The sequence below is a fragment of the Bacillus pinisoli genome (genome assembly GCF_023036475.1).
Lineage (GTDB): Bacteria > Bacillota > Bacilli > Bacillales > SA4 > Bacillus_BS > Bacillus_BS pinisoli.
Window position 1 is genome coordinate 163846 of sequence record NZ_JAJQKI010000003.1, and the last position, 13507, is coordinate 177352.

Genomic DNA, 13507 nt, shown 5'->3' on the forward strand with positions numbered 1-13507 from the left:
AGGAAAATGACGAACGAGAGAGGTTCAAGTTTATTAATAGTTTTATTAGTTAGCCTCGTCTTTATGGTACTTGGTCTTTCCATTATTTCAGCAAGTGTAGGAGGTTCTAAGAGAACTGCGTATAGAAATGCTGAGATCGTGTCTACACAGGATGCAATTAATACGATTGAACAAGTTATTGCAGAATTTAGAGTAGAAATGCAAAATAAAGAAAAATACCCGTTACTAGACGATGAAATAACAAGTGACTTTAATCCCAAAATTGAAGAATTTATTAATAGTATGGAGCAGAAGTACAATGGTCCACAAATTCAAATAACCGATTTAACAATAGCGGGTCGAAGCTATGATTATATTAAAACAGATCGTTATTTTACAAGGGTCCTTGAGTTAGCTGTAGATGCAAATGGAAGGAAGGTTCATCAAAATATTATCTTATCACCGACACCAAGTTTTTTAGAGTATGCAGTTGGAAGTATAGGTATGGACAATAATCAAGGGCTGTTCCTTAATGGGTCGTCTTATACTTATGGAAACGTATATGCAAATGACATTTACCTGCGAAGTATTGCGAACTATACAGATAGTATAAAACAACAAGAAGCGGACACGATGTTTCCTGCTATTAATGGAAATGTATATGTACAACGTTTTTGGAACGGCTTAAATCTAGAAGAATACGATACAGATGATATTAGAAATCTATTCTATCAACAGCAAGCACCTACCATAAAAACCGAACAAAAAGAATTTATTGATGTGAATTTCCGAAAATCATTCGCTGAGAAGTTAAATGAAATCACAAACACGGTAACTCCCATTACTGAAGAACAAATTCCTGCCATAAATGATCCTAATCGCAACGGTAAGATAGAAAGTCTTATAAATAAGTACGTTTCCGACTCAACCCATCTTGCTAGGTCAAAAGCAAATTTATATCAGAAACTTGCATCAGTGCCAGATTATGTCGTGTATTCTAGTGGTAACGGTCTAACTTTGACTGAAGATATAACGATTCCAGAAGATAAATGGCTTGTAGTCCATGGCGATTTAACTATCTTTCCTTTTGATAATAAAGACCAACCATTAACAATTGATGGAAATATTCTTGTGACTGGGAATGTCATCATTGCGGGTAATGAAGAATCGATTAATGAAAAGGAAAACGATGTTGTTTCCTTTGACTCTACTATTTACTCTTTAGGTACATCAACGATTTTGAACACTAACATAGAAGGGTTTAATGATAAACAGTTAGTTTTGCTTTCATTGGGTACCTTAACGATTACTAGAATTAATGAGTTTACCGATTTTGAACAGCATGTGTTAGCTCTTGAAGAAGCTACGAATATTAAGCCATTAAAAGCCTTCTTCTATACAGATGCAGACGCTGAGCTGTATGGAGTAGGTTCATTATTCTATATTAATGGAGGGGTATTCGCCCGCGATAAACTCGTGATTAACGCCACTCGCTGGAATACAACACAACTAACAGATAAAAAGATATCTGTGCCAGATATTGTCGAGCAGTTAAATAGGCCGTCACGTTTTAATGTCCTATATGATAAAAATGTAATTATTGATCAGCTTGATGCTTTACCTAGGGTTGAAAGACTTCAGGTCGTTCCAGATAATCTCTATATCAATTAACAATAAAGACAAGTGGAAGCCCACTTGTCTTTTATTGTTCCAATATAGCTAGAATACTAATATTACTTGTTGCTTTGGCTAAATCCAACGCAGTACTACCTTCTGTCGTTTGTAATGTTTGATCTGCTCCTGCATCTACAAGATACTGAACATTTTCCTCATGACCAAATTCCACAGCCCACATGAGGGCTGTTTTTCCATCCTGATCTTGTAAATTCAAGTCAGCTCCTAATGATAACAGCTTTTCTAGGATATTCTCATTATTGGACGCCATAGCAGCAATCATTAACGGGGAACGATTATTACTTTCTACTGCATGAATATCTGCACCATTTTGTAATAGATAATTCGAAATATCATCATAATCATAATATAGAGCTTCCATAAATGGGGTCCAGCCATCTTCATCAGCAGCGTTGATGTCAGCACCAGCTTCTAGTAAAAGTGAAAGAACTGATTGAGAACCTGTAGAAATAGAAGCATGTAAGGGAGTCCACCCATAATCATTTGCTTGATTGCTGTCCAGCCCTTTTTCAATGAGAAGTGAGACAAGGACATCATTTCCTACATAGGCTGCCTCCATTAAAAGCGTATTCCCTTCAAAGACTATTTCGTTAAGGTCGGCACCACTTTCAATTAATAGAGTAGCTATTTCAACATAATTACTCTTTATACTATATGTGAGAACGGAGAACCCTTCGTCCATTTGTACATTTAGACTAGCCTCTTCTTCTAGTAAGCTTCTGACTTTTTCTATATTGTTTTCTACAACGGCTTGGATTAAATGAGAGTCTTGTTCAAGTTGATTACTCTGTATGGACATGGACTGTCCACTAACAAGATACCAAGCAAGAACACCAGTTACACTAAGTAGTAAAGCAAAACCGACTACCCATTTTATTCTCACACCGTATTTGGATTTGCGCATGTATTATCACCTATTCAGTTCAAACTTGAAGCCATAACAAAGTTGTTATGGCTTCATTTTTTACCACCTTACAGAACGATCATCTAAAGGAGGGTGTTCTTCTGTATATTCTTCTACTACTGTTACTTGAGTTTGTGCCGTTTTGCCAGTAATTTTTTCTCTTACAGTTACAATCGTTTTACCTAATGAAACTCCAGTCAATACCCCTGAATTATTTGATATCGTGGCAATGTTAGTATTGCCCGAACTCCAGATTAATTCATAATCACTTGGTCTTCCTGGGTTCACTTCAGGTACTAGTGTAACCGTTTCACCAACTAGAATATTTACATTCTGTGGTAACCTAATACTTTCTAAGTTAGCTTCAACAATGAGCGTGACTTCATCATACACAGATGAATCTTTAGTGTAGGTAGCACGGACTTTCGTCTCTCCTACCTTTAATCCTTTCACGGCTCCAGTTTTAGAGTCAATCGTTGCCTTACTTGAATCTACTATAGACCAAGTAACAAGTGATTTGTCTGAAAGATTTACACTAAAACTCTTGGTTTCATCAACCTGTAATCGCATCACATCAGGAGAGATGACGATGTTTGGGACTACCGTAACTTTTATTTGAGCTTGCTTATTTCCATCATCTGACGTGACAGTAATCGTTGTTTCTCCTAATTCCTTACCAGTTAAATTCGCAGTTTTTCCTGAAGGATTAATTGAAACAATATTAGTATCTTGTACACTCCATCTTACATTTTGATTGGTTGCATTGGATGGGTTAATAATGGCTTGAATAGATTCTGTATCTCCTTGTTTCAGTTTTAATTCTCCTGGCTGAATGCTAATGCTTTCAACAGGGATATCAACTGATACTTGAATAGAGTCTAGTAAATTTGGCCTTAAAATCGGATCATATTCAACAGATTTTACCGTAATCGTAGCTTGTCCAGGCTTTAAAGCTTTAATACTACCATTTTGATCAACACTTACGATATCTGGAGCAGATGATGACCAAATAACACCTTGAGCAGCATTCGTAGGCTTAACCTCTACAGTTAGTAATTTAGCTGGATCAGTAGCTCTTAAACTTTGATCACCGTCTAGTATCGTTACGGATTCTACAGCTGTATATGACTCTAGTGTTAATGTATCAAAAGCGGAACTTGTACTTTCACCACTAGGATTCGTAAATGTCACATTTGAGTTATTTAATAAGTAAACCTGATCCTTCGTTGGTTTCACTGTAATTGAAAATGTCTGAGTGGTCACCCCAGTAGGTCGACCTTCTAGGTCAAAAGTAAACGGATTAATGTTACCTGTAACGACAGTTTGTTTATTTTGTATTGTTTTTGTAAATCCGTTAGGGATGTTGACAACCTCAATACCTTCTGGAAACACTTCTTTTATGGTTACATTTGATAATCTTGGTGAAGAGTAATAGGCATCCTGATAGCCAATTACGGTTGCTCTCGCTCTTGTGTTCGAGCCGTTTTTAATCGTTTCAGTAACCTTTACTTTAGCAAATTTAATAATTTTATCAGTAAGTGTATTTATAACTGGAATAATGAGTTCCTTACCAATTAATTTATCCAAGTTTTTATGCCAATCACCTGTATGATATCCCTGCTCAAACTTAACTTTTTGATCTTTTTTGAACTCAGGTCCACGATAACCATTTAAGACCTCTAAATCTATTGCTCTCTCATCAAGATCGAGTATGGCCTTATTCCAGCCACCAAAAGGCTCGTCAGGCAACGTAATCGTAGAACCGACTGGCTTGTTAAAAGAATCAAGCGCAAAGGGATAAAGAACCTCTCCTACAAATCCCTCCATACTAAAGTTCTGTGACTGAACTGAATAATTAATGACAGCTTGTGATGAAGTAGCTGTTTTAAGATATGTTCCATTATTCTGAGCAAAAACTCGGTCTGCAGATACAGTCGGCGTACTTCGGTCAATTTTAACCACTACTTCTTTTACCACTCTAGCACCCGATTCATCAGTCGCTTCAATTACTATTGTAATAGAGTCTCCTTTTAATAAAGACTTATCAATCGTCTTATTAATGACTGCACCCGTGTAGGCTTGCTCAAAAGGGATTTTATTGGGATCCTGCTGCCCTTTAACATAAACTCTCGTTTGTAAGTTGAAATCATTTAAGTCAAGGTCTTCTAACTTATACACCACATCTAAATTTTTAGTAGGCTTTACTGCAGCACCGTTTTCAAGTGGAGTATATAAAGTAATCGCTGGCGCATGATTAGAACCTAAGAATGACTGATACATTAAGTTAACAAATAACTTCTGTTCCTCTGCACTAAAGCTACTATTTGTATGACCAGCACCTGAATAAGTTAACGATCCAATTGAATAAGCATAGTAAAGGTTCCAACTATCTTCTTTATCTAATCCAGAATGGTCCAGATTATACCAAGTCATGACATCTTTATCATTTAGATTTAGGGCAAAATATTGCGCATGGGTGGAAACAATTGAGATATCTCCAATATCGTATGGAAATTCTGTTCGTAATCCATTGTTTACTTGGTTTGCTTTAGTCACACTATATACACCAGATCCACCTCGTCCAAGGTTTGTTTCTAAGTAAAAGGCTGCCGGTTTCTCAGTTGGTGTATCATTTCTTGATTTTGAATTGTTATTGACAGGAACAGTTTGACCTGAGATGTCCATAAATACCCTGAACCAGTTATTCGAATCTAGTAGGGTATTTCCTCCATTTCTTCTGTCACGACGGAGTGTATCATGGGTGAAGAATACACTTTGTTTTGTTTCAATAAATTTTTTAACTTCATTAGCTGCTTCTGAACTAATATCTACCTTCCCATACTCGTCTTGAAATCCGAAGATGAGCATATTATAGGCACCATTAATATTTCTATACCCACCAGTATTAAACTTATATAGGTCCGTCACGTCTATCGTAATCTTCATAAAATCTGTTTCTATGACATTACCATTCTTACCAGAGATGATGTTTTCTTTTAGCACATTCTTTAAACTACCTGCATTATTACTATCCTGAGTAATTTGCAGAACGCGCACTTCTACTTTTTCCCCATCAAATCGAAAAACACCCGTTTCATAATCTTTTAAGTTTTTATGGACAGGATCAATAATTTCTAACTTCCAAATACGTATTCCGGAAAAACCCTTAGGTACTTTATAAGTTAATGTGTATTCATTATCGTTTTTAGGTAAGGCACTCAAATTCTTTTCAACAATAAGATCGTGATTATCAAATCTACTGTTATAATCTGTATCTATATATAATTGCGCTTTTAAACTACTTGTATTCTGTGAATCTACTGTGAATGTAAAGTTAATTTCTTCTCCTGCCACATACTTCTTATTACTTTCTCCGTTTTCATACGGAATAGGTGATGTGACTAAGTTTACTATAGGTCTTGTATTTACCAAGTTAGAGAAGATGCTGCTATTGTTATTGTAGACCTTTACGTTTGGATACGTGCTGTTGTTTCGATAAGGTTCAAATGATTTCTTTAAGACACATGTTCCTTCAGCAGGCAATGTTGTACTTGAACATGACTGATTGAAGATGTTTGAATGTAGTATTACTGGCTGACCTTTTTTTATAAAGTCATTAATAATTTCGTTAGCTTTTAGACTAGTAATATCATTCATTTTGTTAGTAGTTTGATAATGACTTCGCCTATCTTCTGTTCTAGTTATAAGAAGTGTATCTTGTCCCAATGGTGGGTCTATCGTCGGTACGTCAGAGGAATAACTACCATTGTGAATATAGATTCCATCATACTTTCCATCAAGCTCTTCTCTTGATGCTACAAATGCCTTCATTCTAATAACAGTTGGCTCTATGTAATCTGGAAAATCTGGTAAACTTGATTGATCATTCTCTTGGTCAATAATAACTAGGAGTTGAAATTCATCTGATTCGTCTGCAAACACTAATGGTTGATAAAACATGCTTTGAGAAACTAAAATAACGATCGTTAAAAAGAGAGAAATTAAGGACTTTCGTTTCAAAACAGACACCTCCAGTTAGTATATCGACCAATAATTCTATCGTTACACTTATTCTCTCTATTATATCAATTATTCGATAGAATCAATATGCTTTTAGAAGTATTTCTTTGTAAAATCTAGTAAATATAAAGGCTCTTTTCTAAAACTTTGTTGTTTTTCATGCTAATTTTTCTAAAACCCACCCTATTTTGTACTCAAAACCAAAGTGATAATTGTTAGAAAAGAGCAACTCTCTCTTTTTAAATCACTGGACGTTGTACTACCGAGTAAAAATCCGGCAATTGGGATTTTTACGAAAGCAACAATCTTTACGAAAACAGCCAATATTAAAAAAGACAGAGATCCTAATTAGGTCTCTGTCTCTATTTTACATACTGCGCAACTTTATTACGACCCTTCTGCTTCGCACCCGTATACATTGCACGGTCAGCGTGGCGAATGAGTGTCATTGGGTCTTCTGCATCATCTGGTGCTGTTGCAACTCCTATACTAGCTGTAATCGTTACTTCTACTCTTTTAGGCATATCAGCCAAGTGGTGGTTAATGACAAATGGAGCGTTGGATATACCTTGACGTATTGATTCTGCTAGACGGTAGCTTGATTCACGATCAAAATTTGGAAGAAGTATGGCAAATTCCTCTCCTCCATATCTAGCAAGAACTCCTTCTGAACCAAGAATCTTCTCTAGTCTTCTTGCTAATTCGTAGAGTACCTCATTACCAGCTTGATGACCATAGGTGTCATTAATCGATTTAAAATGATCAATATCTAACAAGATTAGTGAAAGTTCTAGCTTCACTCTTGTTGTCATCAACTTCGTAAACTCTTCTTCGAGCGTATTTTCAAAATATCGATAATTATATAACTTAGTAAGGGCACAGCGCTCGCTAGTTTTTCTAGTTTCTTCATAATGCCTTGCATTTTCAATCGCAACTGCGAAATAGTTTGCTAATATATCAACGATCATTAGATGAAAGCTTTCGTAAGCTCGTTTCTTCTTGGAAAGTAGGATCATAATTCCTACCGTACGCTGATTTCGTTTAATGGGAACCCCGATTAAACTTTCTACGCCCTTTGGCACATCTGGATGAGCCATATGAATCCACTCTTGACTCGTTTTAAAAAGGACTGGTTTATTTTTTAAATACACATATCCACTAATACCTTTTTCTGTATCAAATGTGTATTTGTTTCCGTCTTTTTCTTCGCCTAGCTCGGAATAACGAAGCACTTCAAACTTTTGATCTTTTCTTACGTCAACAATATACGCATAATCCACGTTTAACGTTTTAGTTAACTTGTCCAGAAACAGAGATAATACCTCATTCACTTGCAGCCTTTCTGTCAGTTGATGACCTATTTCACTGACCTTCTGCAGGTAAGAATTCACCTGTTGGCTAGAATGATAAAGCTTAAGAATGAGTGCAATACTTAAAAACGGTATACCAAGATAGAATGTACTAACTAGTCCAATTTCAACGTAAAGTAAATATAATACAATCCCAACAGGATAGATCAACAAGCTTGTCATCGCTTCCCATAAGAGATCTTTTGTGAAAAATCTTTCATTAGAACGATGAAGTATTTTTCTAATTAAATAGATAATTACATTATTTGACAGGAATGTCGCGATAATATAACCTAAAATGGGAACAAAACTTTCAAACGACTGAAGTTCAATAATCCCATTTTCTCCACCCAAAGAATAATAAACAAGAGCCCCTATGATTGATACCAACATAAACATCAATGAATTTAATGGAATTCTATATAAATTATTTCTAGTTATATGAACTTTTAGAAGTAAAACTAGAATAGCAATTTGCACTAAAACTAGTTCCACAAATAACCCAAATACAAGGAATACAGCTAACGATACTCCATGTGTAAAGAAAATAGGTGTATCGTTTACTATAATTGGTAAAGTTGCCACAATACACATTAATACTAATAATACAAATATATCTATTTCATATCCGGCTATGACAGGGGGATATTGATAGTAGATGTACCAGCTTACAACAGGAAATAGTAGTAACCACGTCATCCAAATAACTAGTCTAGCTTGTCTCGTTACTTCCATAGTCCCCCTTCTTCCTACATCGATTGTAAAATTATACTTTATTTTATCAAATATTCAGATACCTGTCATAAAAACTTTACGAATTTTATACATTTTCTTTCACATATTGTCTTACTTGAGAGATGAAATAAAGAGAACCCGTAATTAATATGACATGACCTTCCTTTGTTTTCGCAAGGTCTATAGCTTGTTTAAAATCCTCCACAGCACTTGCATGTTCAGCTGGATATATTGCCAGTAACTTTTCAGCTGATGAAGCACGTGGAAAGTCAAACGACGTATAAGTGATGTTTGCTGCGATTTCACTCAATTGCTTTATCATCTCATCTAGTTTTTTGTCCTCTAGTGCACTAAAAATAACAGTAATAGGCTGATTTGATAGATGAGCTTTTACTGTTTTCACTAGCTCTTTGATTCCCTCAGGGTTATGAGCTCCATCAACAATAATCGTTGGATCTTCCGCAATCGTTTCGAACCTTCCAATCCAACGCATTTTCTCTAGTCCACTTCGAATGTGCTGCTCGTCAACTAAAACTGATAGATACGTGTTTAAGTACTCTACTGTTTTTACAGCAAGAGAGGCATTTAACACCTGATGAGAGCCTTTCATCGTGATAAATAATTCCTTATAATGGTTTCGCTCTGATTGATAAGTAAAGAACTCGCCTTGTGGCGTGGAAAGGTGTTTTGACACAAAGAAGTCTCGCTCAGCTAGATAAAGCTTTGCTTTATGATCCTTTGCTATTCCTTCAATAACAGTAATTGCTTGCGGTTGATGGACTCCTGATATGACCGGTACACCTGATTTAATGATTCCTGCCTTCTCGAAAGTAATCTGTTCGATTGTGTCACCTAGAATAGCAGTGTGATCCATTCCAATCGTCGTAATCACCGTAACAATCGGTTTAATAATATTAGTTGAATCAAACCTGCCACCCAGCCCTACTTCATATATAACAAAATCAGCAGGACGAATCTTTCCGAAATAGTAAAATGACATGGCTGTAATGACCTCAAATTCAGTCGGAGAGCCCAGTTCAGTACTTTCAAGCTCCTCTACTAGAGGTTTAATTTTATTTGCCAGTGTAATCATCTCTTCATTTGAAATAGGTACACCATTCATACTGATTCTTTCGTTAAATACTTCAATATAAGGTGAGGTGAACGTCCCCACTAAGTATCCGGCTTCTTGTAAAATGGAACGAATGTAGCTAACCGTTGAACCTTTACCATTGGTACCTGCCACGTGAATTCCTCGAATCGTACGTTCAGGATGGCCAAGACGTTCCATCATCCATTCCATTCTTTTTAACCCTGGTTTAATCCCAAATTTTAAACGTGAATGTATCCAATCCAATGTGTCTTCATAGGAAGTAAACATGTCCATTGCCTCCATCTCTGTAACCTATAGAAAGTGGAGGCGAAATTCGCCCCCACCTTAGATTAAAGTTGCTTCAGTTCTTCTATACGTAATCGAACCGTATCGCGTTTATCCGTATAATCTTTTTCCTTTTGTCGCTCTTCTTCAATTACTTTTTCAGGTGCTTTTTTAACGAATCCTTCATTACTTAATTTCTTTTGAACGCGCTCTACTTCTTTTTCAAGCTTGTCGAGTTCTTTTTCTAGTCGCTTAACTTCTTCCTCAATATTGATTAAACCTTCTAATGGTAGTGACAGCTCAGCCCCTGTTACAATGGCTGTCATCGCTTTTTCAGAAGTATGAATCGTCGTTCCAACTTCAAGCTCACTAGGGTTACAGAACTTTTCTATATAAGAGCGATTTTTTTCTAGAGTTGCACTTATTTGCTCATCCTTCGCCTTAATTTGGAGCTTAATTTGCTTACTCATTGGAGTATTCACTTCAGCTCTTATATTACGAACAGCGCGAATAATATCAACGAGTAACTTCATTTCATTTGCAGCCTGATCATCTGTAAGCTCTGGGCGAACCGTTGGCCAATCGGAAACTGTAATAGATTCTCCTTGATGAGGTAGAGCCTGCCAAATTTCTTCTGTAATAAAAGGCATAAATGGATGAAGTAATCTCATTGTATTGTCTAGTACATACGCTAATATAGAGCGTGTCGTAAGTTTAGCTGCTTCATTCTCACCGTATAGAGGAAGCTTTGCCATTTCAATGTACCAGTCACAGAAATCATCCCAAATGAAGTTATAAAGAATTCGACCAACTTCTCCAAACTCGTATCGATCCGCAAGTTTTGTTACTTCGCGAATGGTCTCATTTAAACGGGTTAAAATCCATTTATCCGCTACTGATTTTTCACCAGATAGGTCGATCTCTTCGTATGTTAATCCATCCATATTCATTAACGCGAATCTAGAAGCATTCCAAATCTTATTGGCAAAGTTCCATGTTGCTTCTACCTTTTCCATACTGAATCGTAAATCTTGACCTGGTGAACTGCCCGTTGATAGGAAGTAACGAAGTGAATCTGCTCCGTATTCATCAATAACATCCATCGGATCCACACCGTTACCAAGTGATTTACTCATCTTTCTGCCGTCTGCTGCTCGAACTAATCCGTGAATTAATACATCATTAAACGGACGCTTACCAGTAAATTCTAAGCCTTGGAATATCATTCTAGACACCCAGAAGAAGATGATATCATATCCTGTTACTAACACGTTTGTAGGATAATAACGCTTGTAGTCTTCTGCCTCTTCATTTGGCCAACCCATTGTTGAAAACGGCCATAAGGCTGAACTGAACCATGTATCAAGAACATCATTGTCTTGTTCCCAATTTTCAGCGTCCTTTGGTTCTTCACGTCCAACGTAAACCTCACCTGTTTCTTTATGATACCAAGCTGGGATTCTATGGCCCCACCAAAGCTGACGAGAAATACACCAGTCGCGAATGTTTTCCATCCAACGTAGGTACGTATTTTCAAAACGATCTGGCACAAAGTTTACTTTTTCATCTGAAGATTGTAATTCAACTGCTTTATTAGCAAGCGGCTGCATATCAACAAACCACTGTGTAGATAAATATGGTTCTACGACTGCGTCGCTACGCTCACTATGTCCAACTGAATGAGTATGCTCCTCAATTTTGAAGAGGATTCCATCTTCTTGAAGGTCCTTAACGATTTGCTTTCTACATACAAAGCGATCTAAGCCTTGATACTTACCAGCATTCCCGTTCATAGTACCATCTTCGTTCATCACAAGAATTCTCTCTAAATGATGACGGTTTCCAATTTCAAAATCGTTTGGATCATGTGCAGGTGTAATCTTTACAGCACCAGATCCAAATTCCATATCTACATAATCATCACCAACGATTGGAATCTCACGGCCAACGATTGGTAATGTAACTGTCTTTCCGATTAAGTGCTTATAACGCTCATCCTCAGGATGAACCGCTACGGCTGTATCACCTAGCATTGTTTCTGGTCTTGTTGTCGCTACTTCAATAGACCCAGATCCATCTGTTAAAGGATAAGACATATGATAGAAAGCACCCTGAACATCTTTATAAATTACCTCAATATCGGATAAAGCGGTCTTTGTAGCAGGGTCCCAGTTAATGATTCGCTCACCACGGTAGATAAGTCCTTTTTCATATAATGAAACGAATACTTCGCGAACTGCCTTAGAAAGTCCTTCATCCATTGTGAAGCGCTCACGAGAATAATCAAGGCCAAGTCCAAGCTTTGACCATTGCTCACGAATATGGCCAGCATACTCCTCTTTCCACTTCCATGTTTCCTCTAGGAATTTCTCACGCCCTAAATCATAGCGTGACTTCCCTTCCTCACGAAGCTTTGCCTCTACCTTAGCTTGAGTAGCAATTCCGGCATGGTCCATTCCAGGAAGCCATAACACATCATATCCCTGCATTCTCTTCATTCTCGTGATAATGTCTTGTAGCGTTGTATCCCAAGCATGACCTAAATGAAGGCGACCTGTAACGTTCGGTGGTGGTATGACAATCGTATATGGTTCCTTCCCTTCCTCCGGCTTTGCCTCAAAAAACTTTCCATTTAACCAATAGTCATACCTTCCGGCTTCAATCGACTTTGGATCATACTTTGTTGATAATTGCCCATTTGCTTCCATTCTAATTCCTCCTATCGACAAAATTCGGGTGGTGCCTGTCACTTGTCGAATTCGACAAGTGACAGGCACCTATTCCCCTAAAAAAAATAAAAAGCTCCCTTCATCCAATAAAAGGACGAAAGGAGCTGAATTTTCGCGGTACCACCTTTTTTTGCAGAGCAATAAGCAAATGTTTGCTTTATTAGTCTGCACACTCAAACAGGTAACGGCTGTGAACCGGCTCTTCCTACTTTTGTTCAAAAGAGCTGCTTAAGGGCGACATTCCAGTCTCACTTACCTAAGAAACCTCACAGCAGTGGCCAAAATCTTTGTCCTCACTGGTTTCTCTCTCTGAAGGAGCTTAACTGTACTCTTCCCTATCTTTGCATGTAACGAATATAAACGTAGTTCAGTTTATTTAATATATAACATAGTCTACGAAATTGCCACTAAATCGTCAATAAGTATTGCCATATTTTTTAACTCTTATTCTTTGGCTCTTTTTTAAACCTTTGTTACTTTCACCCACTATATCTAATAGTTAAGCTCACTTTTACAAAAATGCTGTGTTAAAGTACAGTGTTGATTTTTAGTAGAGTTGATTGAAGTGGAAGGACGCGAGACTCCTGTGGGAGAGCGGGTCGCGGACAAAGGAAGTTCACTTTGTCCTTGTAGACCCCACAGGCACGGTTATCGCCGAGGAGTGGGATTTTTCGCGATAGAGAAAATATCCTTCATTTACTGCCCACGGAAAGCGAGT

6 protein-coding genes and 1 other annotated feature are annotated in these 13507 nt (G+C 37.2%); of the genes, 1 reads left to right on the forward strand and 5 read right to left on the reverse strand.

The features are described from left to right. Window positions 1-6 precede the first annotated feature (6 nt). Window positions 7-1650: a hypothetical protein gene (locus LT143_RS05485; protein ID WP_246940892.1), complete on the forward strand. Its 1644-nt coding sequence runs from the start codon at window positions 7-9 to the stop codon at window positions 1648-1650. Window positions 1651-1681: 31 nt separating this feature from the next. On the opposite strand, the gene LT143_RS05490 is transcribed toward LT143_RS05485, so the two are convergent. From LT143_RS05490 to LT143_RS05510, 5 genes are all read right to left on the reverse strand, one after another. Next, window positions 1682-2578, reverse strand: coding sequence for an ankyrin repeat domain-containing protein (locus tag LT143_RS05490; RefSeq protein WP_246940895.1), 897 nt, complete (start codon window positions 2576-2578; stop codon window positions 1682-1684). Window positions 2579-2638: 60 nt separating this feature from the next. Next, entirely contained in the window at window positions 2639-6598 is a 3960-nt protein-coding gene (locus tag LT143_RS05495; protein ID WP_246940898.1) for an Ig-like domain-containing protein, read from the reverse strand. Window positions 6599-6960: 362 nt separating this feature from the next. After that, entirely contained in the window at window positions 6961-8682 is a 1722-nt protein-coding gene (locus tag LT143_RS05500) for a sensor domain-containing diguanylate cyclase (RefSeq protein WP_246940901.1), read from the reverse strand. A gap of 85 nt (window positions 8683-8767) precedes the next feature. Next, a complete protein-coding gene (locus LT143_RS05505) occupies window positions 8768-10063 on the reverse strand; it encodes a bifunctional folylpolyglutamate synthase/dihydrofolate synthase (RefSeq protein WP_246940904.1) in 1296 nt (431 codons plus the stop codon). A gap of 62 nt (window positions 10064-10125) precedes the next feature. Further along, window positions 10126-12768, reverse strand: a complete 2643-nt coding sequence (locus LT143_RS05510) for a valine--tRNA ligase (protein WP_246940907.1) — start codon at window positions 12766-12768, stop codon at window positions 10126-10128. 108 nt (window positions 12769-12876) lie between these two features. After that, window positions 12877-13140 (reverse strand) — a binding site (T-box leader). Window positions 13141-13507 lie beyond the last annotated feature (367 nt).

What these genes read in the sequence shown, in the direction of transcription:
- LT143_RS05510 (WP_246940907.1), bottom strand. Translation starts at nt 12,768, where the DNA reads ATGGAAGCAAATGGGCAATTATCAACAAAGTATGATCCAAAGTCGATT.
- LT143_RS05485 (WP_246940892.1), top strand. Translation starts at nt 7, where the DNA reads ATGACGAACGAGAGAGGTTCAAGTTTATTAATAGTTTTATTAGTTAGC.
- LT143_RS05490 (WP_246940895.1), bottom strand. Translation starts at nt 2,578, where the DNA reads ATGCGCAAATCCAAATACGGTGTGAGAATAAAATGGGTAGTCGGTTTT.
- LT143_RS05500 (WP_246940901.1), bottom strand. Translation starts at nt 8,682, where the DNA reads ATGGAAGTAACGAGACAAGCTAGACTAGTTATTTGGATGACGTGGTTA.
- LT143_RS05505 (WP_246940904.1), bottom strand. Translation starts at nt 10,063, where the DNA reads ATGTTTACTTCCTATGAAGACACATTGGATTGGATACATTCACGTTTA.